The organism is Methanocaldococcus infernus ME (genome assembly GCF_000092305.1).
Classification (GTDB): Archaea; AGJL01; Methanococci; order Methanococcales; family Methanocaldococcaceae; genus Methanocaldococcus; species Methanocaldococcus infernus.
On record NC_014122.1, the window covers coordinates 1,107,565 to 1,131,140 of the forward strand.

17 protein-coding genes, 1 tRNA gene, 1 pseudogene and 2 CRISPR repeat arrays are annotated in these 23,576 nt (G+C 30.7%); of the genes and pseudogenes, 9 read left to right on the forward strand and 10 right to left on the reverse strand.

Annotated elements, in window-relative coordinates; genetic code table 11:
* The first annotated feature begins 3 nt into the window (after positions 1 to 3).
* The 3 genes from METIN_RS06165 to METIN_RS06175 are packed head-to-tail and all read left to right on the forward strand — an operon-like array spanning position 4 to position 2,916.
* Positions 4 to 624 (forward strand): cobalt-precorrin-8 methylmutase, encoded by a 621-nt coding sequence (locus METIN_RS06165; protein WP_048203593.1) that lies wholly within the window; start codon positions 4 to 6, stop codon positions 622 to 624.
* The gene (gene thiI / locus METIN_RS06170) at positions 624 to 1,739 is read left to right on the forward strand and encodes a tRNA uracil 4-sulfurtransferase ThiI (protein WP_013100633.1); all 1,116 of its coding nucleotides are present in this window, start codon (positions 624 to 626) and stop codon (positions 1,737 to 1,739) included. Before METIN_RS06165 ends, thiI begins: the two co-directional genes overlap by 1 nt.
* A gap of 10 nt (positions 1,740 to 1,749) precedes the next feature.
* On the forward strand, positions 1,750 to 2,916 hold the full coding sequence (locus METIN_RS06175) for an argininosuccinate synthase (RefSeq protein WP_013100634.1): 1,167 nt from the start codon (positions 1,750 to 1,752) through the stop codon (positions 2,914 to 2,916).
* A 575-nt stretch (positions 2,917 to 3,491) separates the two neighbouring features.
* A CRISPR array of direct repeats spans positions 3,492 to 4,434; the repeat unit is 37 nt; unit sequence GTTTGAATCGCCAGTCCATTAAAACAAGGATGGAAAC.
* A gap of 8 nt (positions 4,435 to 4,442) precedes the next feature.
* On the opposite strand, the pseudogene METIN_RS06180 reads toward METIN_RS06175, so the two are convergent.
* From METIN_RS06180 to METIN_RS06195, 4 genes and pseudogenes are all read right to left on the reverse strand, one after another.
* Positions 4,443 to 6,353, reverse strand: a pseudogene (locus METIN_RS06180) (IGHMBP2 family helicase); the annotation flags it as partial.
* Positions 6,354 to 6,368: 15 nt separating this feature from the next.
* Positions 6,369 to 7,028: a type I 3-dehydroquinate dehydratase gene (gene aroD / locus METIN_RS06185; RefSeq protein ID WP_013100636.1), complete on the reverse strand. Its 660-nt coding sequence runs from the start codon at positions 7,026 to 7,028 to the stop codon at positions 6,369 to 6,371.
* Positions 7,025 to 7,615 (reverse strand): class I SAM-dependent methyltransferase, encoded by a 591-nt coding sequence (locus METIN_RS06190; RefSeq protein ID WP_013100637.1) that lies wholly within the window; start codon positions 7,613 to 7,615, stop codon positions 7,025 to 7,027. Before METIN_RS06190 ends, aroD begins: the two co-directional genes overlap by 4 nt.
* A 21-nt stretch (positions 7,616 to 7,636) precedes the next feature.
* Complete coding sequence (locus METIN_RS06195; protein ID WP_013100638.1) at positions 7,637 to 9,046, reverse strand: DHH family phosphoesterase; 1,410 nt, start codon at positions 9,044 to 9,046, stop codon at positions 7,637 to 7,639.
* Between the two features lie 561 nt (positions 9,047 to 9,607).
* On the opposite strand from METIN_RS06195, the gene METIN_RS06205 reads away from it, so the two are divergent.
* Complete coding sequence (locus METIN_RS06205; RefSeq protein WP_013100639.1) at positions 9,608 to 10,207, forward strand: hypothetical protein; 600 nt, start codon at positions 9,608 to 9,610, stop codon at positions 10,205 to 10,207.
* On the opposite strand, the gene purB is transcribed toward METIN_RS06205, so the two are convergent.
* Complete coding sequence (purB, locus tag METIN_RS06210; protein ID WP_013100640.1) at positions 10,191 to 11,540, reverse strand: adenylosuccinate lyase; 1,350 nt, start codon at positions 11,538 to 11,540, stop codon at positions 10,191 to 10,193. The genes METIN_RS06205 and purB overlap by 17 nt on opposite strands.
* A 95-nt stretch (positions 11,541 to 11,635) precedes the next feature.
* Here purB and cas6 point away from each other — a divergent pair, with 95 nt between their 5' ends.
* Positions 11,636 to 12,346 carry a CRISPR-associated endoribonuclease Cas6 gene (cas6, locus tag METIN_RS06215; RefSeq protein ID WP_013100641.1) on the forward strand — a complete coding sequence of 237 codons (711 nt, stop codon included), beginning with the start codon at positions 11,636 to 11,638 and terminating at the stop codon, positions 12,344 to 12,346.
* 14 nt (positions 12,347 to 12,360) lie between these two features.
* Positions 12,361 to 13,340: direct repeats of the CRISPR family, unit length 30 nt; unit sequence GTTTCCATCCCCTTAGGGGCGTTATTTTAC.
* Between the two features lie 441 nt (positions 13,341 to 13,781).
* On the opposite strand, the gene METIN_RS06220 is transcribed toward cas6, so the two are convergent.
* The 5 genes from METIN_RS06220 to METIN_RS06240 all read right to left on the reverse strand — a co-directional run bounded on the left by METIN_RS06220 (position 13,782) and on the right by METIN_RS06240 (position 17,671).
* Positions 13,782 to 14,213: a bacteriohemerythrin gene (locus METIN_RS06220; RefSeq protein ID WP_013100642.1), complete on the reverse strand. Its 432-nt coding sequence runs from the start codon at positions 14,211 to 14,213 to the stop codon at positions 13,782 to 13,784.
* Between the two features lie 76 nt (positions 14,214 to 14,289).
* The gene (locus METIN_RS06225; protein ID WP_013100643.1) at positions 14,290 to 16,563 is read right to left on the reverse strand and encodes a DNA-directed DNA polymerase; all 2,274 of its coding nucleotides are present in this window, start codon (positions 16,561 to 16,563) and stop codon (positions 14,290 to 14,292) included.
* A 6-nt stretch (positions 16,564 to 16,569) separates the two neighbouring features.
* Positions 16,570 to 17,100 (reverse strand): CBS domain-containing protein, encoded by a 531-nt coding sequence (locus METIN_RS06230; RefSeq protein WP_013100644.1) that lies wholly within the window; start codon positions 17,098 to 17,100, stop codon positions 16,570 to 16,572.
* Between the two features lie 169 nt (positions 17,101 to 17,269).
* Positions 17,270 to 17,346, reverse strand: a tRNA-Val gene (locus METIN_RS06235).
* 85 nt (positions 17,347 to 17,431) lie between these two features.
* Entirely contained in the window at positions 17,432 to 17,671 is a 240-nt protein-coding gene (locus METIN_RS06240) for a hypothetical protein (RefSeq protein WP_013100645.1), read from the reverse strand.
* Positions 17,672 to 18,410: 739 nt separating this feature from the next.
* On the opposite strand from METIN_RS06240, the gene METIN_RS06245 reads away from it, so the two are divergent.
* Genes METIN_RS06245 through METIN_RS06260 form a run of 4 tightly spaced genes read left to right on the forward strand, consistent with a single transcriptional unit; the run spans position 18,411 to position 23,136 of the window.
* The gene (locus METIN_RS06245) at positions 18,411 to 20,150 is read left to right on the forward strand and encodes an Ig-like domain repeat protein (RefSeq protein ID WP_048203450.1); all 1,740 of its coding nucleotides are present in this window, start codon (positions 18,411 to 18,413) and stop codon (positions 20,148 to 20,150) included.
* On the forward strand, positions 20,134 to 21,033 hold the full coding sequence (locus tag METIN_RS06250) for a DUF4350 domain-containing protein (RefSeq protein WP_013100648.1): 900 nt from the start codon (positions 20,134 to 20,136) through the stop codon (positions 21,031 to 21,033). The genes METIN_RS06245 and METIN_RS06250 overlap by 17 nt, the downstream gene beginning before the upstream one ends.
* Before the next feature lie 16 nt (positions 21,034 to 21,049).
* Entirely contained in the window at positions 21,050 to 21,970 is a 921-nt protein-coding gene (locus METIN_RS06255; protein WP_013100649.1) for an AAA family ATPase, read from the forward strand.
* Positions 21,967 to 23,136: a DUF58 domain-containing protein gene (locus tag METIN_RS06260; RefSeq protein WP_013100650.1), complete on the forward strand. Its 1,170-nt coding sequence runs from the start codon at positions 21,967 to 21,969 to the stop codon at positions 23,134 to 23,136. The genes METIN_RS06255 and METIN_RS06260 overlap by 4 nt, the downstream gene beginning before the upstream one ends.
* Positions 23,137 to 23,576 lie beyond the last annotated feature (440 nt).

Genomic DNA, 23,576 nt, shown 5'->3' on the forward strand with positions numbered 1-23,576 from the left:
TTTATGGGAGCCTCTACTGATGAAGGTTTAGAGATAGCTAAGAGGTCAAGAGATATAGTTAGAGAGAAGATAAAAGAGTATATAAAAAATTTTAGTGAAGAAGAGCTTGAAATAGTTGAGAGAGTTGTCCATGCTACAGCTGACCCAGAGTTTGCCAAGCTCTTGGTTTTTAAGAATGATCCTATAAAAGAGGGGGTAAGAGCTATTAAGGATAGAGTTCCTATAGTTGTTGATGTAAATATGGTTAAGGCTGGAGTTAGATATGAAAATATTATTTGCCCAATAAATAATAAAGAAACTTTGGAGTTGGCTAAGAAAGAGAATATAACAAGGGCTAAGGCTTCTATGAGAGTAGCTAAGAATTATATAGATAATGGAATAGTGGTTATTGGTAACTCTCCAACAGCTCTTTTAGAGGTTATCAATTTAGTTGAGCATCATAATGTGAAGCCAAGGCTCATTATAGGAGTTCCTGTAGGGTTTGTTAAGGCTGAGGAGAGTAAGGAAAAGTTATTAAATTTAGATTTGCCAATAATAACTTGCAAAGGAGCCAAGGGAGGAACTCCTGTAGCTGTCTCTATTATAAATGGAATTATAGCTAAAGCTCTTGGAGGGAAAGCTTAATGGACATCTTAGTTAGATATGGAGAGATTGGACTAAAGTCTAATGTTATAAGAAAAAAATTAGAAGAAATTTTAAGAAAAAATATTATCAAGAGCTTAAGAAGATATGAGATAGATGCTGAAGTTGAAATTTTACATAGAAGGCTGTTAGTCAAGGTTAATAAGGATGAAGGGAAAGCTTTAGAACTTTTAGGAAAAACTCCTGGGATAGTTTCCTATAGCCCTGTCTACATCTGTAACTTAGACATAAATGAAATTGTTAGCTTAGCCTTACAAGTGATGAGGAAGAAGTTAAAGGAAATAAAAAAAGAAGATGTAAAGTTTGCAGTGAAAACTAAGAGAAGTAATAAAAAATTTCCTTATAACTCAGTTGAGGTTAATGAAATTGTTGGAGAGAAGATAATAGAGAAGTTTAACCTAAAGGTTGATTTAGAAGAGCCAGATGTTGTTTTGGGAATAGAGATCTCTGATAAAGCCTATATATTTACAGAAACCTATAAAGGAGTTGGAGGACTTCCTGTTGGTAGCCAGGGAAGAGCTGTATGCTTAGTTTCTGATGGTATTGACAGCCCTGTAGCAGCCTTTATGATGATTAAGAGAGGATGTAGGGGGGTGATATTACACTTAAAAATTACTGAAGAAGCTCTCAACAAGGTTAGGAAGATTGTTGAAGTCTTAAATGACTATGATCCTGAGTTAGAATTTGTTGTTTATGATTATAAGAAAGAGCTTGAAGAGATCAAGGAGAAGTTAAAAAGCATAAAAAAGGAGGAATATACTTGTATATTCTGTAAGAAAAAGATGTTAAAGATAGCTGAAAAGTATGCTAAGTATCTTAACTGTGATGCTATTGTTACTGGAGACAACTTAGGACAGGTGGCTTCACAAACATTAAAGAACTTGAGAGTTATAAGCTCTTCTATAGAGTTTCCAATTTTAAGACCTTTAATAGGCTTTGATAAAAATGAGATCGTTGAAATTGCTAAAAGTATAGGGACTTACAACATTTCCATAGAGAAAGAAATTAAGTGTCCCTATCTCCCAAGATTTCCAAAAACTATATGTAAGTTAGAAGAGGTTAAGAAAGTTCAGGAAAAGGCTAACATAAAAATTTAGAGGGAGGGAAATGAAGGCTGTCTTAGCATACTCAGGGGGTTTAGATACAAGTTGCTGTCTAAAGCTCTTAGAGGATCAGGGTTATGAAGTTATCTCTGTCTGTGTAGATGTAGGCCAGCCAGAGGAGGAGATTAAAGAGGTTGAAGAGAAAGCTAAGCTCTTAGGGGCTAAGCACTATACTATAGATGCTAAGGAAGAATTTGTTAAGGACTATATTTTTAGGGCTATAAAGGCAAATGCTCAGTATGAAGGCTATCCATTATCAACAGCCTTAGCAAGGCCATTAATAGCTGACAAGGTTGTAGAGGTTGCCAAAAAAGAAGGAGCTGAAGTTATAGCCCATGGTTGTACTGGAAAGGGGAATGATCAGTTTAGATTTGAAACAGCTATAAGAATTAAGGCTCCAAATATAAAGATAGTTGCTCCAATAAGAGACTTGAATTTAACAAGGGCTGAGGAAATTGAGTATGCTAAGAAAAAGGGAATTCCAATTCCATCAGAGAGTAAGAAGTGGAGCATTGATGAGAACCTATGGGGGAGAAGTATAGAAGGTGGAGAATTAGAGGATCCTAATTTTATTCCTCCAGAGGAAATATACAGTTGGACTAAAAACCCTGCTGAAGATAGAGAGGAGGAAATAGTTGAAATAGAATTTAAGGAAGGGGTTCCTATAGCTATCAATGGAGAGAGGTTAGGTTTAGTAGAACTAATAAAGAAAGCTAATGAGATTGCTGGAAAACATGGGGTTGGAAGAATAGACATTATGGAGGATAGAATTATAGGACTAAAATCAAGGGAAAACTATGAATGTCCTGGAGCTATCTTATTGTTAACTGCTCATAAAGCCTTGGAACAGTTGGTTTTAACAAGAGACATTTTAAGATTTAAAGAACTTGTTGATTCTTTATATGGAGAGTTAATTTATAAAGGTCAGTGGTTCTCTCCATTTAGAGAAGCTTTAGATGCTTTCATAGATAAGACACAAGAGAGAGTTACTGGAACAGTAAAGGTTAAGCTATTTGGTGGCAGTGTAAGAGTTGTAGCAAGAGAAAGTGAATTCTCCCTATACAGTAGGGAGATGGTTTCCTTTGATGAGAAAGACCTTGACCAGAGAGAAATTGCTGGAATGGTTAAGTATCACTGCTTACAGGATTTATTATATTATATGAGGAAGTAAGTTGTCTTTGAAATGAAACTTTTAGAAAAAGCTCCATCTGAAACTTTTAGAAAAAGTTTCATCAAAAGAGTTAGCTTAATGAGTTTTTGTTATTAGTTATTTAGATATCGTTATTAATGTTTTTAATTAAGTTTTTCTTTGAAACTTTTAGAAAAAGTTTCATCAAAAGGAATTAGTTTGATGGGTTTTTATTTTTTTGTTATTAGTTATTTAGATATCGTTATTAACTTCCCTAATTAAGTTTTCTTGCTTTTATATAGGGGTCGTTGGAAATTGGTACGAGAAAATTGGGGAAAAGTAATACTGATTTTTTCGTTGGAGAATTGTGATTTTTTAGTTTGTTGGATTGTTTGCTGTTATTTTATAGTATTAGGTTTAATTGGACTTTATTTTTGGTTAAATAAGGGTTAATTGTTGAGCTTTGTTTTTACGGTTGTGCATAGTATTTTTAAATGGAGGGAACAATCTTTCTTACTTTTATATAGGGGTTCAATAACCAACCAGTAAGAAAACTCAGGTTAAAAAAGAAAGTTTTTTATAGGAGTTTTGATATAAAATAAGGACAGACATTAAGGGTTTGAATCGCCAGTCCATTAAAACAAGGATGGAAACCGATGGTTTAGAAGCCCTAACACAATTAATAGAAAAGTTTGAATCGCCAGTCCATTAAAACAAGGATGGAAACCTGGAGTTCCAACAACATACTTTTTTCTCCAAGGCACGTTTGAATCGCCAGTCCATTAAAACAAGGATGGAAACAAGCAGAGGTAAATACAATAGATAACGAATTAGTGAGTTTGAATCGCCAGTCCATTAAAACAAGGATGGAAACAAATTCTTCTTTTTAACTTTTCTACTATCTCCTGATAAGGTTTGAATCGCCAGTCCATTAAAACAAGGATGGAAACGCATTAGTTACCATATCTGCATATCTCAACGTAAACGTTTGAATCGCCAGTCCATTAAAACAAGGATGGAAACTGAATGTTCATTTTAAATATAAACATCTTGGATTAAAGTTTGAATCGCCAGTCCATTAAAACAAGGATGGAAACATGGATAAGATAAATCAAGCTCCTCCAGAACTTTCTTTCTCAATGTGATCTCAACAAAAGACATGTTTGAATCGCCAGTCCATTAAAACAAGGATGGAAACTTTTTGTTGGCTCAGGAGTTGGTGGGAAGATAATTGTTTGAATCGCCAGTCCATTAAAACAAGGATGGAAACACACTAACTTTGGGATTTTGTCTAGGGGTATTCTGGTTTGAATCGCCAGTCCATTAAAACAAGGATGGAAACATCTTGACGAAAGAACCCAAGAATCCCATATCCATTGTTTGAATCGCCAGTCCATTAAAACAAGGATGGAAACTCAACATAAATTCTCTTAGCACATATGTATTCCTCAGTTTGAATCGCCAGTCCATTAAAACAAGGATGGAAACACGTGGATAAGAGGTATGTGACATACTACATCATAGTTTGAATCGCCAGTCCATTAAAACAAGGATGGAAACTAAAATGATGCCCACTTCAGCATCTCATTATAAATTGTATCTTTTTTCAGTAAATTTTCATTACCAATTAAAATAAGCTTTCTTTTAGCCCTTGTTATAGCCACATTTAACCTTCTATAATCTTTTAAAAAACCAAAGTTTTTAGTTCTGACAAAAGAGATGACTATAGCTTCATTTTCCCTTCCCTGGAAGCCATCTACAGTGTTAACCTCAACATCTAAGCCTTCTTCTTCAAACATTCTTCTTAAGAGTCTAACCTGAGCATCATATGGAGTTATAACACTCACAGGAATTTTATACTTAACCAACTTCTTCACAACCTCTAAAACCTTCTTAGCCTCTTCCTCATTGTAGTAGGATGGAGAATCCTTATCTCTCTTCTCCTCTCCATCCACATGAAAGAATTGGACAGGAATCTTATTTATAATGTCTTTATCTTCCTCATCAACTTCCTTAACAAGATCCATTAAAGTTATATTCTTAACACTCTCAGCAGCCTTTAGCTTATTTTCATAAAACATCCTATTAGGAAATTCCATAATCTTCTCATTCATTCTATACTGAATCTCTAAGATTGATGAGAACTCAGGATACTTCTTTATAAGCTTTTCAAATAGTGTCTTTTTAAGCTCTTCATTATCACTTAAAACTGTTGGTGGCAACTGCTTATGATCTCCAGCCATTATTAGCTTCTCTCCCTTTATTATAGGGATTAAGCAAGATGGTTCCATAGCTTGGCTACCTTCATCTATAACCACAACATCAAAGAAGTAATCCTTTAAAACTTCAGAGCCAGCCATTGAGTTAGTTGAAACAATAACATCAGCCTCTTTAATGATTTCGTCAGCTATCTCCTTAGAAAGCTTTTCCAACTTATCAACTAAAACTTTTATCTTAGCATTCTTTTTAATCCACTGAGCCATGCTCTTTATCTTCTCCTTAGGAACTCCTCTATAGTCTTTATTTTTCTTAGCCACCTTTAAAATTTGGTCATCACTCATTCCCCTTCTCCATCTTGGAGATGGCTTTAAAAACTTGTCCCTCTCTTCTTTAATCTCAGAGATCTTCTCCTTTAACTTCAAAACCTTCTGATACTTTGGATGACACTCTATTAAGTAAGGAAGGGAATGCTCTATCAAATCCTTACTTATCCTTGTTGGATGACCAATTCTAACAACCTTTAAAAAAGGATACTTCTTTATCAAATACTCTAAAATGTTATCTGCAGCTATGTTAGAGTCTGCTGTTGCTAAAACCTTATGCTTATTAAATTTAACCTCCTGAACTATCACTTCAGTTAAAGTTCTTGTCTTCCCTGTCCCTGGAGGACCATGGATTAGGTAGAGGTCTTTACTTAAAATAGCTCTTTTCACAGCCCTCTTTTGAGATTCATTTAGCTCTTTATCATAAAATTCCATCTCAATATCTTCCTTTAAAGGTTTCTCTGGCTTTTCTATTCCTAAAATAATATTAATTAGCTTAGGCTTCTCTTTTTCAATGTATCTTAAAGCTTCCTTCATTCTCTTGAAGGTTATGTCATTTATGAAGAGATCTATCCTAACTCTCTCCTTAAAAACCCATCTTGGAACATCAACATCAAAGGCTACATCAATAAAGTTTTTCCCAACATAGATGACATTGGCATAGAGATCACTCTTTAAAGGATCTCCCTTACTAACTAAAACAACATCTCCTGGAGAGATCTCAGTCTTTATCTCTTTACTTCTCCCAAATCTTACTAAAGTACAGCCTAAGCTTTGCCCTAAAAATTTTCCCTTTAGATTTAAAATAGCTCTTCCAACCTCTTCTCTTTTCCTCCCAAGTCTTTTTATCTCTTCCTTGTGAAATTCCATTTCATACTTTCTCTCAAGCTCTATCAAATTTAGAAATTTTCTAACATACATGTCTATTAAGTTCAACCTTTCCCCTCTCACTTATATAGTAATTTTCAATTTTCTCCAAATTTCTTTAAGTTCCTCTATTTCTATTTGTCCAGGGGCTGAACTCTTCCCTTTGTAGGAGGCAAAGGTTAAGATAGAGCCAAAGTAAGGGGCTAAGATTCTTGTTAATCTCCCTTCTTCTCCCATTCCTATGGCTATAATTCTTCCCCTATATTTATTTGCAAGGTTTAAAATCTTTAGCACATCTTCCTTATCCTTAACCATAGTGGCAATCTTAGCAATATCTCCAATCTTTAAAGAATTCTCAACAACCTCACAAAGTTTTTCAAAAGAAGGAGTTTCCTCAAAGTTGTGATAGGAAATAATTACTTTAGTTTTTGACCCTATTCTATTCCTAAATTCAACTAACTCTTTATTTTTTTCTTCTCTTAACTCAACATCTATAAATTTTGCATTCTCCTCAATGGCTTTTTTAAACAACTCTACCCTCTCTCCCTTATCCCAATAACCTCCTTCCCATGTTGGTCTTATGGTTATAATGCTATTAAATTTACAAAACTTACCTATATCCTCTAAGCTAACCTCTTCTAAGTAGTCTAATCTAAACTCTACAATGTCAGCCACTTTCAAATACTCTTCAGCAACTCTTAGAGAATCTTCTACTTTCCTCTCAACAACCGGCAGAGCTATCATTCTCTCACTTTCTTAGATTTTAAAATTCTATAGCCTCCCTTTATTTTCACAGTTTCAACATTTCCAAACACTTCCTCCATATATTTAGCCATTGACTTAGCCCCTTGCTTGGTTTGGATAACCATCCAAAGCTCTCCACCATCTTTTAAATGGTTTAGAGCTTCACTAACTATTTTTTTAACCACATCCTTCCCAGCTCTAATGGGAGGGTTGGTAATAATTTTATCAAACTTTTCATCTACATTCTCATACAAATCTGAGAATCTAACTTCAGCATTCTTAATATTGTTTAACTTCACATTCTCCTTAGCTAACTTTAAAGCTCTTCTGTTAATATCAACCATTAAAACCTTCTTAACCTCATCAGCTAAGGCTATCCCTATTGCTCCATAGCCACAGCCTAAGTCTAAGATTTCATCTTCTTTATTAACTTCAACTGTTTCAATTAAGAGCTTTGTCCCCTTATCTATCTTATTATGAGAAAAAACTCCAGAGTCTGTTTTAAATTTAAAAAGCTTTCCTCTTAAAATTTCTTCTATCACTTTAATCTCTGACTTTGATGTTGGCTTCTCAGAAAAATAGTGCATGAACCTCACCAAAAATAAAAATTAGCCTTGCCCCTCTCTAACTCCCATAACCTCAAGTATCTTTTTAGTTATGGCTTCTTCAACAAGCTTCCTTAAAGATTCTTTATCTGAGACTGAGGCAAAGATTCCCAATGGAATAGTGGCTGCTGCAGCTGTTTGATGCCCTCCTCCTCCAAAGGCTTCTCTTAAAATCTCTCCTAAGTTAATTCTTAAATCCTTTGTTCTTGCAGAAATATGTATTTTATCTCCAACAATTCCATAAACAAATGTTGTAGAAATCCCTTCCATCTTTAAGAGAAAGTCAGCAGCTTGAGGAAGAGCGTCTCTATTACTTATCTCTTCAACATAGGCTAAAGCTATATTTCCTTTTATTATCTTTCTGTTCATAATAGCTTTAGCTATAACCTCCATCACTTCAGTAGAGATCTCAGGATTCTCAATCATATTCAGGATGGTAGCATCTATATAAGGCTGTAAGTAAGAGGCTGCTTCAAAGTCCAACTTAGAAACATTCCTTTTAAAGTAGTCAGTATCTGTCTGTATCCCATAAAAGAGAGCTGTAGCTAACTTCCTTGTTGGCTCTATGTTAAGTTCCATAAGATACTGGGTTAAAATAGATGCTGTAGCTCCAACATTTCTAACATCCATATACCTTGCTGAGATATCAGGATTTTGGTGATGGTCAATAACTATATCTATCTTCTCTGGGTCTATGTCAATATATTTACTTGATGAGCTATCAACTAAGGCAATGACACAGTATTTATTAATGTCAATATCTTTAAGATTTAATATTTCCACTTCTAATAGGTTTATCATAGCTTTGTTTTCATCATAGCCAATATTCCCACTGTATGCTATGTCAGAAGTAACTTCCCACTTCTCAGCAATGGTTTTTAAAGCCATGGCACTGGCTATAGCATCAGGATCAGGATTCCTATGGGTTATAATTAGTAACCCCTTCTTCCCATTCTTAGAAGAACAAAATTCTTTTTTCTTTTCAATTAAGATATTCTTTAGTTGAGTGAGCATTCTTTTTAGCTTAGCCTCCTCAACATCTTTAGCTATATCCTTAGCCCCACTCTCTAAGACATCTATTATTTTATCAATATCTAAGCCTTCATAGAGATCAGGCTGTCCTGGGATGTGTCTAACTATTTTATAGGCTGAAGGGTTTAAGTTACAGACAAGCTCAGCTATTCTTCTATTAACCTCTGGCTCATTGGTTAGCACTAAAATAATGTCAGCCTTTTCAATATTTGCCTTCTTTAGCACTTCCTCTTTAGTAGCATCTCCAATAACTATATTAAAGTCACTTTCCAGTTTCTCCTTATCATTAATTTCTTTATCAACTATAGTTATTTCTTCCTTCTCTTTAATAAGATTAGCAACTTTTTTACCAAATCTACCATAGCCTATAAGAAGTATCATGATTCCCCACTTAAGTTAAGACTTATAATTAATCTTGATATCAAATTATCACTTTGGATATATACTTTACCATTTATTGGAGATTGTTGAAAGCTAATTTTGGTTTTGTTAAAATTTGTAGATTTCATTAATAACATTAATGAATTTTTTGTCAACATCTCCTTTTATTAAAGTATCTAAATCATAAGTTAAAATATATAATTTTAAACCATCAAAAAATATCCCTTTTCCAACTATTCTTTTATCAAAGTTGTTATAGCTTTTTGATTTTGGGAAAATTAGGGCTGAGGCAATATCTTTATTCACATTAGAGTAATATCTTGCATAGGTATAAATTTGTCTAAGAATGTCTGGAGATAAAATAATTTCATTTTCCTTTTTAATTTCTTGATATTTGGCATCTAAAATTAGTATTGGCTTATTTTCTTTGTAAATTACATTATCATAAAGTCATTCTATCTAAACATTAACTTTTATATATTTAATTTCCTTTAAAATAAATTTTTTGATCTTCTATTACCATAATCTAAATTTTAGAAAATTTGTAAGGGGTTGGTTGTGATGAAGAAAAATGATAATAGAGGAATGAAAAATTTTGATAAAATTGAATTTCTAAGGAGAATTAGTAATATGAATAAGTTTGAGCTACATAGATACTACAAAAATATTGTAAAAGGTAGGCCTCTTGGAGATCCTTCTCTAAATGATATTGAGAGATTTAAGGCTTCAGAAATATTAATGAAAATGTTTGAGCCTGAGATAACAGATATTATTAGGCAAAAGTTAGTTTGCTCAAGGGTTTATTTTGATACTGAGATTATGCATGACTATATGGGCATTGATGCGGTAACTGACTTTGGAGATAGGATACAAATAAAATTAACTGACAAGGGAAAGAGAAAGCTGTTTGATGTTTTAAAGGTTAGCTTTAGTGAGAGAGAATACTTAAAGATTTTATTAAATGACTATCATGCTGATTACTACTTTAAATTTATTATAGAAGATGCTATAGAAAAGCCAAGGATTATAGCTTATTTGTGGTGTCCAATGGATTACATAAGAAAAAATATAGACAAGTTTAGAAAGAGGAAAAACAAAGCTGGAAAGGCATTTTATGAAGCTACCTTTAGAGAGTTGAACTTAACTATTTCTTCCCCTTAAGCTCTTTTATAACATTCTCTACAATCCGTGGAGCTAAGCCAATATAGGTTTTTGGGTTCATCAACTCTTCTAACTCCTCTTTTGTTAAATACTTCATAACTTCTTCATCTTCTAAGAGAACATCTTTTAGATGCCTTCCTTCCTCATAAGCCTTCATAGCATTTCTTCTAACAACTTCATAAGCTCTCTGTCTTCCCATCCCTCTCTTGGCCAACTCTATCATTATTCTCTCAGCCATTATCAAGCCCCTGGTTAGCTCAAGGTTTTTATCACAAGCTTCTTTATTAACCTTAAGTTTCTTTATTCCCTTTATAGCCAAGTTTAAGATGTGATCAGTTAAAACAGCTGTTTCAGCAAAGATACACCTCTCAGCTGAAGAATTTGTTAAATCCCTCTCTTCCCATAAAGGAATGTTGTCAAGCTCTGCTATACAGAGAGACTTTATAACCCTTGACAATCCACAGATCTGTTCAAAGGTTATAGGGTTCCTTTTATGTGGCATTGTTGAAGATCCTGTTTGCTTTTTAACATCAAATTCTTCTTCAAGCTCTCTAATTTCAGTCCTCTGCATGTTTCTAACAGTAACTCCTATTTTATTTAAGGTTTGGGCAATTAAAGCCAATAAGAAGATGTATTCAGAGTGCCTATCCCTCTGAATAACTTGGTTTGATATTAAAACTGGCTTTAGGTTTAAAATTTCAGCAACTCTTTTATGAACCTCCAATCCCTTCTCTCCCATAGCTGCTAATGTTCCAACTGCTCCAGTCATCTTAGAGACACAAACCCTCTCTCTAATTTGCTTTAGCCTTTCTAAGTGTCTATCAATCTCTGCAGCCCAGAGGGCAAACCTCATCCCATAGGTTGTTGGAATTGCATGTTGCCCATGTGTCCTTCCAATACAGACAGTTAATTTATGCTCTTCAGCTTTCTCTAATAAGATGTCTCTTAACTCTCTTAACTTCCTCTCTATAATGTCAAGGGTCTCTTTAATTAATAGAGAGTTAGCTGTATCAACAATATCATTTGAGGTAGCTCCAAAGTGTATATACTCTCCAGCATTTCCTTCACAAACCTCTGCTAAAGCTTTTATCATGGCTACAACATCATGCTTAGTCTCTCTTTCTATTTCTTTAACTCTCTCAAGCTTCACATACTTAGTTGAAGCCTTTCTATTTATTTCCTCAGCAGCCTCCTTAGGGATTAAGCCAAGCTCGGCCTGAGCCTTAGCTAAGGCAGCTTCAACTTTTAGCATCTTCTCTAACTTATTCTCTTCCTCCCAAACCTTCCTCATCTCTTCACTACCATATCTATAGTCTATGGGATGAACAGCCATTTTTTCACCTTTTTAGCTTTAGCTAAATAAAAAATAAAAACTAATTTATATATGCTGTGAAAGTTTTTAAAATAAAAATTTTGGGTTAGGAAAGTATGAGAGTGAAGGTTAGTTTATCAGCTGATGAGCCATTTAAGATATCTTTTAACCATCAATACTACTTAGCTTCAGCTATCTATAATATTGTTAAGGAGGGAAATCCAAACTTTGCTGAGAAGCTACATAAAATTAGAGATTTTAAATTTTATACATTCTCCACCTTAAAGTTACCAAGGAGAGTTATCTACAAAGATTACTTAGAGTCCTATGATGGAAAAGCTTATTTTTATGTATCTTCACCAAATAAAGAGTTTATAGAATGCTTTGTAAATGGCCTTTTTGAGAAGGGAAGGATTAGAGTAGGAAATATTATTTTTCATATTGAGAGGATCTCTCTTTTAGAGTCTCCAAAAGAATTTAAAATTTTAAAAACTTTATCTCCAATATATTTAAAGACTAAAGTAGAAGAAGATGGAAGGTTAAAAACTAAAGACTTGCTACCAACACACTCAAAGTTTTATGAAAATCTAAAAAAGAACTTGAAAAGAAAATATGAGAAATACTTTAATAAAGAGTGTAACTTAGATTTTGATTTTGAAATTTTAAAATTTAAGCCAAAAAGAGTTAAGATTAAAGGGGGCTATCTAACTTGCTCAGACTTGGTTTTTAAGGTTTGGGGAGACTATGAATTAATTAAATTTGGTTATGACTGTGGCTTTGGAGAAAAAAATAGCTTAGGTTTTGGAATGGTTGAGGTTAGTAAGTAGCTTTTTTGTTATTTATTTTCATTCTCTTAGGGGCGTTATTTTACTGTGCACTACTAGTTGAGGTGAAAAAAGATGCTGTAGTTTCCATCCCCTTAGGGGCGTTATTTTACTGGAGTAGGAAAATCATATACTGCTCTACATCTTGCAAGTTTCCATCCCCTTAGGGGCGTTATTTTACTGCTTTTCAATTGGCAAATTGAGCCTGTCAAATAGCTTATAATCGTTTCCATCCCCTTAGGGGCGTTATTTTACACACTCCATCTTATCACCTATTTCCTTTTCTGGATATGTTTCCATCCCCTTAGGGGCGTTATTTTACTACTGAAAAATGTAAAGCTGCTGGAGGTGTGCAAAATGAGAGTTTCCATCCCCTTAGGGGCGTTATTTTACGATTGAATATCTTCCAAATGGAACCCTAACTAATAACATTGTTTCCATCCCCTTAGGGGCGTTATTTTACCTTACCATAACTTCATTGTGGATTTTATCCAGTAACTCAGTTTCCATCCCCTTAGGGGCGTTATTTTACTGTATTGTATATAGGGGATATGAATGAGGAACTATGCAATGTTTCCATCCCCTTAGGGGCGTTATTTTACTTGCCAGCAGGAAAATAGACCTCTCTAAGCCAATTCCGTTTCCATCCCCTTAGGGGCGTTATTTTACATAACGAAAACAAAAATAAGAGGTGAGAGAGATGGAAGTTTCCATCCCCTTAGGGGCGTTATTTTACCTTAAATCATACGCCTTCAATATATCAACATAGTTTCCATCCCCTTAGGGGCGTTATTTTACGACATTACTCTGCTCAGTAGCAAGTGTAAAGTTGTTTGGTTTCCATCCCCTTAGGGGCGTTATTTTACTTACGACAAGATTTTGGGACATGGCTTGACTTTTTTTGTTTCCATCCCCTTAGGGGCGTTATTTTACCTCCATCTTTCACAATCAGAACTATCTCATCCCCGTTTCCATCCCCTTAGGGGCGTTATTTTACAAGGCAAAATTTTGCTTGTTTATAACATTCGCTCTTATAGTATATAAGCTTTATCCCTAATCAACGGGATGAAGGTTAGGTTCTCCTATTTATTTAAAAAGATCCGAAGTTTGGTAAAAATCCTTACTTTCCTTAATACTAAAATAAAACCAAACCTCAAAACCAAAAACAAAATTTCCAAAGGGAAAACAAAATTCTAAAAACAAATAACCTAAAAAACTAAAAAATCCTAATAATTCATAAAAACCGAATATTCAAATTAATAATACAAAGCTACCATCCGAAGCTAACTAAAAACCAAATAAAAATTAAAAAACTCACCTAAAAACAACAAAAATCTAAAAACAAGAATTTTAAACGAGATAACACTTAAATAAAAAAGAAAAAATAATAATTTATAAACTTCATAAATTTAAATATAAAAACTAAAGAATAGAAAACCTACAACCTTGGCTCATCATTAATTGTAATATTATTCTCTTTAAACCATCTTCCATATTTTTTATCCATATTTTTTATATGCATAACCAACCAGCCAACTAAAAAAGAAACAACTGATCTAAACTCACTATCGGACTTTTCAATCTTTGGTAACATCTTATTTACAATCATGTTAACAAACATATTATGAATTTTTTTATGATTTTCAAGTTCAGGATAGTTATATTTTTCCATAATTTCCTCTTCATGTTTAAAGTGCTTACTTGCATACTCAACTATATTATTTCTCAACAATTCTTTAGCTTTCTCAGACTCTTTATTTTCTAAGAGACTATAAACTTCATTTAGTGTTTCAATTAGTGTTTTATGCTCTTCATCAAAAGTAGAGATTCCAGTTTCTAAATCTTTGCTCCACTTTATAATTTCTTTCATATTATAACCCCACAAAATTTTTTATTTAATTAAATCAATTAAACAATTAAAAAAGTCATATTTAAAACTTAACTAATTAAAAAAAGTTGTCCAGGGTTAATTGTTTTTCTTGCTTTAACTCCTTCTCTGAAACTCCTAAGGATTCCATAATTCTTATGATAGGAGGGAGAATTTGATTGTCAATATAGTAATTGATATCAATCTCATCTAAACTAACTTCCTCTGGTAACTTGGCCCTCTCACTAACTTGCTTAGCCCCTTTAACTATTATATAGCCTAAGACATCTCCAGGTTTTATTTTCTTTCCTTCCCTAACCAACCTCTTGGCCAGCTCAACATGTGGAGCTGTACTCTTATACTCATTTAAATCCTTTGTTATCTGAGTGTAAATAATTAACTCCTCTTTATCCACTTCCAAGTTTCTTAGCTTCTTTATAGTCTCTTTAATAATTTTCTTAGCCTTCTCTATATCCCCCTCTTTCAATAGAGCCTCTAACACCTCTTTCTGTGTTCTCTTAGCTATTCCACTCCAGTCTCTTCTAACATATTCCAATCCTTTAATTATAATCTCCCCTTCCTCTGTAATTAGAGCATATTTCTTTTTTGTTATGAAAATGCCTCTACTATAAAATCCTTCAAACTCAAGCTCCATATCCTCTGGTAACTTACTATTTATATGATTTAAAAAGTTATAGGCTTTTTTTAGGATAGCTTCTTTATTCTCTCCCTTTATTGTCAGAAAGATTCCATCAGTGTCAGCATAGAGAACAGTAAAGCCAAAGACTTCAGCCTCCTTTATAGTTTCCATAATATACTTTCTCCCCAAGAAAGTGATGATTTCAGCGCAAACCTTATTATAAAATCTTGCTCTTGGATAGGCTAAATAGCCATAGACAGAGTTGGCTAAGATCTTTAAAGATTGTTGCTCATAATTTAACAACTTATCCTTTTCTTTCTTTAGCCTCTCTTTTATTTCTACTCTTCTTCTAACCAAGTCCTTAACTGTCATGGGGATTAAGCCAATCCTTCTCTTACAAAACCAATGTCCTAATATTTTCTCACTCTCTTCCTTACAGCATGGGCAGTCTAAGGTGTCAGGGCTTATATTATATGAGATTATTATACTTGGATACAATGATTTAAAGTCTAAATAAACAATGTTCTCATGAATCCCCTTTATTGGCTCTTTAACATAACCTCCCTCATAGCTCTCAGCAACTCTCCTTTTATACTCTTCCTCACTTGGCTTATTTGGCACTATATAGTTTAGCTTATAAGCCCTCTTCATCAGTAGATACTCAACCATCTGGCTTGAGCTCATCCTTGTAACTTCAAATAAAACTTGGTTAATAATCCTTGAGAACATCACTTCTAAAGGTAAAAAGTATTTTCCAATTAAGTAAGTGTATTTAGCATCCTGTAGGGAGTATTCAACTAAGATATTGTCTTTATCTTCCCAATACTCCACAAAATTTTTAATTTTAAGCTTTTCAACATTAAATAGGTTATAAACTACATCCTCCAAGGTGTATTTTGTTAATTTTAATAACCTCTTAGCTATTGGGTAGAGGTCTATATGAACCCTCCCAGGGATATAAACCTTTGTTTCCACACCTCTCTTTATCTTAATTTCTTCTCCCCCTCTACCTAACTTAACCTTTAGACCATAAAACTTAGCCCTCTCTTTTAAGAAGGGGAAGTCATAATAGTCTCCATTGTAGGTAAAGATTAAATCATAATTCTTAAGAATTTCAATAATCTTTAATATTAATTCTTTCTCATCCTTAACAAGCTCAACACTCTCATGAGAAAAGTCTTTATATGTTAAAACCTTCCCTCCTTTCTCATCCCAAAAGCTTGCCATAATGATTTTATTATCAACAACTTCAATGTCAAAAGCTACCATCTTCAACTCTGGCAGTTTGTCACTAACAACCCTCTTTTTCTCAAAGTCAAAGTATATCATTGGAACTATGTCATTGTCTATCATATACCTTTTAGCAAATGGAATGTCATGCTCATAAATCTCTTTAACCTTTTCAAACTCTTTAATAACTCTCAGCTTAGGAACCTTTTGAGGATGTGTTGCTATAATTTTCAAAATATCTTTTTCTTCTCTAATTATTCTTTTCTTTACAATTTCCATATCTTCAACAAATTTTAATAAATCTTTTCTAAGCAAAAATTTTTTAACTTCTTCTATATCTTCTTCTTTAGCATCTTCATAAAGTTCAACATAAAAATAGGGCTTAAAATTATAATCTTTCAAAATAGAGTTTAGTAAGTAGAGGTAAATAATTCCCTTATCTTTTTCAGTTTTGTAAGTGTTATCAAGTAAAACATCTATCATAAGTGATCAATTCTTATTCTTTTTCTTTGTAGCATTTTTCACTGTTGCCAATATCTTCTCTTTTTTCTCACTTTCTCCAAGCTCTTCACTAATAATATCTAAGAGATAGTTAACTAACTCATTTAAAGAGTCTATTAAATAAGGTAGAGTATCAACAAGCTCCTCCTCTGATATCACTCCAACTATTTTATTTGTACTTTTGTCTATAATAGGTAATTTAGTTATATTATACTTCTTCATTATTTTTAGAGCATCCTCTATACTTGTTTCTGGGTAGATAGTTACTATTTTACGTGTTGCTAAGTCCATAGCTTTAACGTTTGAAAGATCAGAAGTGTTATTTAAAACAGAGTATTTTAATATATCAAATATGGTCAATATTCCAACTGGATTATTACTTTGATCAACTAAAATACAGTATCTTTTATTCTTTTTTAACATTAACTCTAAAACTTTCTCCGCGCTAAGCGTGTTTCTTAAAAATAATGGTTCAGACATAACTGCAAGTACTGGGACATTTGTTAATGACGGATCCATGTTATTCCCTATTGAGTAATTTACTTTCAGTAAAACTAAATTTAATTTTTAACTTTTTCTCTATTTAAACGTTATTAAAATGTACTTAATTAAAATTGTTAAATTTGAATTTATAGATTAAATAGAATATAAAATTGTGAAAGCAAAATTAATTTCTTGAAAAAAGAATTGGTGGGCTCGGGGAGATTCGAACTCCCGACCACCGCCGTGTCAGGGCGGCATCATAGCCAGCTAGACCACGAGCCCACAAAAGTAAGCATTGTGATAATTTACAGAGGTTATATATAAAGTTTTCTGTTTTATTAATTTATAAATTCAAATAATTAGTATTTTATCTTGAAATAATTTCATAAACTTTTTTCAATACAATCAGTGCAAAAATAACTATTAAAACATAAGATGTTGATTTTAAAATTACTTTTGTTTTATAGTTTAGATAATATTCAAAGACGCTCATAAATATTAGAAGTTCAATTAACAAAAGAGTCATAAATATCTCAAAATAGTTAGATGTTAAATATGATGTAATTAGAACAATAATTGAAAACCCTAATAATAACTTATTTTTCATAAAAATCTCACCATAAAAACTTATCTGGATGTCCAAGTTTTTTTAAAGTTATTATATATTTAAATCCTTCTTTTTTGTTATCTACTGTTAGTAGCAAATTATTCGTTGAAAAAGCTATTGAAGCAATTATAGATGAAACAATTGGAGATAATATAAAATAATTTCCTTTTAGATTTTCTATTGTTAGAGTTATTTTATCATCTTTTTCTTCAAGTTCAATATTATCTAAATAGTTATAGGATTTTAATGTTCCTTCTACAATAGATATAGCTAAATATAAGTCACATTCATCTAATTTAACTTCTCCTCTATCCTCATATTCCTCTATTAACTCATAACCTAAAGGAGGTGAAATTAATAAACCAATAGGTGTTATAAAGGTTTTTTCATCAAATAATCCTAAATTTACTGAAGTTATTTTCTTTTTTGGAATTAATATACCTCCAGATTTTAAATTTTTATATGGAGGAATAAATATTATGTTTCCTACATAAATACTGGAAATTTTTTTAAATATCTTAGAGTAATTCTTATTAGCTTTTAAGTATAAATGTAAACCTTCATCTTCTAAAAAAGTATATGCAAGTATTGCTATAAAAATAGAAGAAATTCCTAAAGTAATATATCCATAGTATATGAGTAGAATTCCAACAATACTAAATATAGCTCCAACAATTATGTTTTTGTATTCACTTAGTTTTAATATAGTATCACCCCAACACCATATTTAGGTGAGATATTGAAAAAATTGTTATGTTTACTTACTTTATTAATGTTGTTAGGAAGTGTTTTTGGTAAAGTTATAAACACTGAAAATATTGTTGAAGATGATTCTTTTACTTATAAGTATTTTTCAAATGTTATTAATAAATATGAACAAGTATTTAACTTAATACTAAATAATGATAATTCATACATTAATATATCTAAGGGTTTATATTATAACCTTACAGCACTAAAAAATGAAGTTCTATATTATAAAATGAGTAATATAACAAGTCCAGTAACCTATATAATACCTCCTTTTTATGATTTTTCAAATGATTTATATTTATTATGTGAAATTAATAATAAATTTAAAAAAGAGAAAACATTAGAGGATTTAGAGAGACTAAAGATTTTAATAAATAATTTAGAGAATTATATTAAGGAGATAGAAAGTATTCAACTAAAAAAAGAAAATGAAACTTTAAAATTTGACACTGAAAATTTGAAATATTTAATAGAAATATATAAAATGAAATTTTTTAAAAAAAGGTTAGTTTATAATGGAACTCTAAAAATATTCATTTCAAAGGAAGATCCTATCATATATGAAAAGGTTAAAATATTTGGTTTGGCAGACAATGGATCAATTGTTATATATATAAAAAATTTGAGGAGTAATATATCTGAAAAACATACTTTAGAGGTTAAAAATAATACATTTTCTCTATATTACTCTTTTAAAGATTTGAGTGCTTATATGATCTATGCTAAACAAAATAATAAAACTTCAAACATTTTGTATATAAAAACGTCAAGAATACCAACATTTATATATACTGAAGAAAAGTTTAAAGGATATGTAAATTTACCTTTAAATATTAGCGGTTATATTTTAGACTATTTTGGTAATAAAGTTGATGGAAAAATATATTTTTTAAATGAAAGTTATAGAGTAGAGAATGGTCTTTTTTCAATATCAATAGTGTTCAATAAAACTTTTAATGAAACATTTTTAATAAAATTTTCACCAAGCAACCATATTTATAAGAACTCTACAAAATATATTAAAATAGACATTAAAAAAATTCCATTATTTATATCTATATACACAAAAACTAATACTAATAAAATTAGAGTACATGAGCCCTTAACAATTTATGGAAATATTACAAGCATTATTAATGTTAGTAACATTCCTGTCTATATAATAGTTGATAATAAAACATACAAAAAAATAGAAGTAAATAGTAGATTTTCATTCAATATATCTTTCAATAGCTCTGGGAATCATACTTTATATGTTTACTTCCCTGGAAATAACATATATGAAAGATCAAAATCAAACATAATTACTATTAATGTAGAAGAACCTAACTATTTAGCTTTTGCTATTGTGTCTATAATTACGATCTCTTTAATAGGATTTTACTATTTAAGATATAGAAAGGATAAAATTCCTGAAAATAAAGAGCATGTAGAAGAAGAGAAAGATAAATATAATTTTATTCCAAGAGATGTTGAGAAAGCATATAAGTTAATATTTGAATTCTTGACAGATAAATATAATTTACCAAAAACATTAACTCCAAGAGAATTACTGCAAAAAATTAAACATTTAGACAAAAATATATATGAGAAGTTAGATTTTATAACAAGAGTTTATGAGCATAGTATATATGGAAAACAAAAATTAGACAATTCAATAGTGGAAAAATACTTTAAAGATATAGAAAATATATTAAAAAGTGAGAATAATGAGAAAAATACTTAAATATGTTACTATAGCTATAATAGGAATTATTTTTATTTCCCTACCTTATTTCATTCCAATTATAAAGTCAAACACTCCTTATAGTGTATTTAACAAAAAATGGAATGGTTGTTTTGAATTTGGTAAATTACTATATCATCTTGGCAATATAAAGCCAATTATTAATCCATATAGTATGTATAAATTTAATAGTGATGGAGTTCTAATAATTATTGCTCCTGATATAGACTATAGTGATGAGGAAATTAACATTATTAAAAACTTCTTAGAATCTGGGGGAATTTTAATTTTAGCTGATGATACTGGGAAAGTTAACAAATTATTAGAAAAATTAAACATAAAAGAAAAAATAATAAATAAAGAAGTTAAAGATTTATTTTACTACAAAAATTGTAATTTGGTAATTTGTAGAAGCCCTTTTGGAAATGTAGTATTTAACTATCCAAGTTATATTAATAGTAAAGAGGGAGATATAAAAACCAGTATTGTTACAAGTAAAATATTAATGAAAAAAATAAATTATGGAGAAGGAGAAGTTATTTTAATTTCTGATCCTGATATTTTTATAAATGGTATGTACAAATATAATAAAGACTTTCTTAAAAATTTTTTTAAACAATTTGAAGGTAGAACCTTTTATATAGATGAACTTCACCATAGCTCATTTTCTTTATATGATGTAGGTGTTGTGTATATACAAAACCAAGTTTCTAATGAGACTAAATTTTTAATTTTTACAGTATTAGTAATAGGAAGCTATATATTATCAAACATTAGATTGGATTTATCAAGATTCTTAAGAAAAAAGATTGACTTAAAAGAAGTAGCTAAAAAATATAATATAGACTACAAAAAATTAAAAGAAATTATTGAAAAAATTTAAATCTTGGGGGATACATTTGAATGGAAAGCAATTCTATGAGAAAATTTTAAAGGAACTAAGAAAGTGTATTGTTGGCTATGAAGATGTTATTAAATTCTTGACTATTTCTATATTAGTTGGTGGTCATGTATTATTGGAAGGTTACCCAGGGTTGGGGAAAACTACATTAGCTAAAAATTTTGCTAAACTCTTTAATTTGAAATTTTCAAGGATACAAATGGTTCCTGATCTTCTACCCTCAGATATAACAGGATTTTACTATTTTAATCAAAAAACACAAGAATTTGAATTTAGAGAAGGGCCAATTTTTGCTAACATTGTTTTGGTTGATGAAATTAATAGAGCTTCACCAAAAACTCAGGCTTCTTTGTTGGAAGCTATGGAAGAAAAAACTGTAACTGTTGAAGGGAAAACTTTCAAATTACCAGAACCTTTTATGGTTATAGCCACCCAAAATCCATTGGAATTTGCTGGAGTTTATGAGCTACCAAAAGCTGAAATAGATAGATTTATGTTTAAATTAACCTTGGAATATCCTAAGTTAGATAATGAGAAACAGATACTTTATACTAAAGTTAATGGAGATAAAAAAGAGGTAAATCAGATATTTACCATAGATGATTTAAAAAAGGCCATGAATGATGTTAAAAATGTTAAGGTTTCTGAAAAAATATTAGATTACATTTGTAGAATAGCTAAAGAAACAAGAATTGATGAGAGAATAGAATATGGAATATCTCCAAGGGCTTCTGAACATATACTCTTAGCTTCTAAAGCTAATGCATACTTAGAAGGAAGATCTTATGTTATCCCAGATGATGTTAAAGCTGTAGCTAAATACTGCATTCCTCATAGAATTGTTGTTAATAGAGAATATGATATAGATGAAAGAGAATTAGTTGAAGAGATATTAAATAAAGTTAAAGTGGTTGAATGAAGAGGGATGACATTTTAATACTAACAATAATTTTATTAATGGCTCAAGCTTATTTATTTGTGAATATAAGTTCTATTATTTTAGCTTTATTAATATTAGGATATTTGATTTTTATAAAACTCTTTTTTGTCCCAAAGGTAAAAATATTTCCATTGAATAAGAAAATAGAATGTTATGAAGGGGAAGAAATAGAAATAAGATTTAAAATAAAAAACATGTCAAAAATTCCATTGGTAGTTAAATATATTTATGGCTGTGAAATTACTATAGAAAAAAATGGAGAAGGAATATATAAGTTATTTCTAAAATATGATAAAAAAGGAAGACATAAAATTGATGAATTTAAGTTTTTAGTTTATGAGAGGAATAAGATATTTTTTAAGGAATATGTTGTAAGTGACAGTGTAGTTATTGATGTTTACCCAAGTGTAGAAAGTCTAAAGAAATTACTAAGAATAAATAGAAATGCTAAAATTGCAGAAGAGTTTTTAACACTTTTAAAAAGTACTGTAGGGTTAGATTTTGAGGGAGTTAGGGAATATACAGTTGGTGATAGGTATAAAAGTATTGATTGGAAAAGATCTGCTAAATATCAAAATTTGATGGTTAAAGAATTTTTAAGGGAAGGGGAAAAGATAACTTTATTATTAGATGTTAGTAACACTTTTAAAAGAGGTAAGGCTGATAAGTTAGCTCAACTGGTTTATCATTTGATAGATTTATTAAATTCTAAAAATCTAAACTTTAAAGTAGTTTTATTTGATGACTTTGAAATAAAAGGTATTTATGAAAATTTAGACTTGAAAAAGGCAAAGAAGATTATCCAAGATTATTTAGAGGAGGTTTATGGAATCCCTAATTTGAGGGTGGAGGAATATAATTCTTTATATAGTATGTTAAGTAAAGTTGCTGAAGGGAAAGTTATATTAGTGACAGACTTTGCTCTAAGGATTAAGGATATATTAAATTTGTCTAAAAATTGTAAGCTTTTTGTTATTTCTTTGAATCCTATATTATTTCTAAGTAAAGAGGACTTAGATAGTGAAGAGAAGATAGTAAAAATATATCATAGATATGTAGAGAGGGAAAGGTTAAAGAAAAAGCTTTTACAGTACTGTCCAATTATAGATTTAGGTAAAAATGACATCATTGAGTTGAAACCATGATCTCTTCTATAGTGGCATTTATTACAGGATCAGTAATGATCAATTATTACTATGGACTTTTTATTTTAGTTATCTTTTTATTATTGATGAAGGGAAAAAAAGAGTTATCTTTAATTATTTATTTGTTATTTTTGATATTCTCATTTTATTACATTAAATTAAGCTTAGACACTTTTATTATTGCTTTGCCTTCACTATTACTTTTAGATTATCTCTTAGAGGAAAATTTTAAAGTTGATAAAGAGGAGATAATTTTCTCTTTGCTATTTCTTATTAGCTTTTTTAATAATTATTTATTTTTATCTCTTGTTTTCTTGAAGTTAATGAAAAATTTATATAAAAAATATAATATAAGATTTATATTTTTATATATTACTTACATAATAATTTTAGTATCACTTTTGTTATTTTTAGATGTGAATATATTTAATAAAATATTA

Excerpts from the sequence above, each read along its gene's own strand:
- METIN_RS06165 (WP_048203593.1), top strand. The coding sequence starts at position 4 with ATGGGAGCCTCTACTGATGAAGGTTTAGAGATAGCTAAGAGGTCAAGA.
- thiI (WP_013100633.1), top strand. The coding sequence starts at position 624 with ATGGACATCTTAGTTAGATATGGAGAGATTGGACTAAAGTCTAATGTT.
- METIN_RS06175 (WP_013100634.1), top strand. The coding sequence starts at position 1,750 with ATGAAGGCTGTCTTAGCATACTCAGGGGGTTTAGATACAAGTTGCTGT.
- aroD (WP_013100636.1), bottom strand. The coding sequence starts at position 7,028 with ATGATAGCTCTGCCGGTTGTTGAGAGGAAAGTAGAAGATTCTCTAAGA.
- METIN_RS06190 (WP_013100637.1), bottom strand. The coding sequence starts at position 7,615 with ATGCACTATTTTTCTGAGAAGCCAACATCAAAGTCAGAGATTAAAGTG.
- METIN_RS06195 (WP_013100638.1), bottom strand. The coding sequence starts at position 9,046 with ATGATACTTCTTATAGGCTATGGTAGATTTGGTAAAAAAGTTGCTAAT.
- METIN_RS06205 (WP_013100639.1), top strand. The coding sequence starts at position 9,608 with ATGAAGAAAAATGATAATAGAGGAATGAAAAATTTTGATAAAATTGAA.
- purB (WP_013100640.1), bottom strand. The coding sequence starts at position 11,540 with ATGGCTGTTCATCCCATAGACTATAGATATGGTAGTGAAGAGATGAGG.
- cas6 (WP_013100641.1), top strand. The coding sequence starts at position 11,636 with ATGAGAGTGAAGGTTAGTTTATCAGCTGATGAGCCATTTAAGATATCT.
- METIN_RS06220 (WP_013100642.1), bottom strand. The coding sequence starts at position 14,213 with ATGAAAGAAATTATAAAGTGGAGCAAAGATTTAGAAACTGGAATCTCT.
- METIN_RS06225 (WP_013100643.1), bottom strand. The coding sequence starts at position 16,563 with ATGATAGATGTTTTACTTGATAACACTTACAAAACTGAAAAAGATAAG.
- METIN_RS06230 (WP_013100644.1), bottom strand. The coding sequence starts at position 17,100 with ATGGATCCGTCATTAACAAATGTCCCAGTACTTGCAGTTATGTCTGAA.
- METIN_RS06240 (WP_013100645.1), bottom strand. The coding sequence starts at position 17,671 with ATGAAAAATAAGTTATTATTAGGGTTTTCAATTATTGTTCTAATTACA.
- METIN_RS06250 (WP_013100648.1), top strand. The coding sequence starts at position 20,134 with ATGAGAAAAATACTTAAATATGTTACTATAGCTATAATAGGAATTATT.
- METIN_RS06260 (WP_013100650.1), top strand. The coding sequence starts at position 21,967 with ATGAAGAGGGATGACATTTTAATACTAACAATAATTTTATTAATGGCT.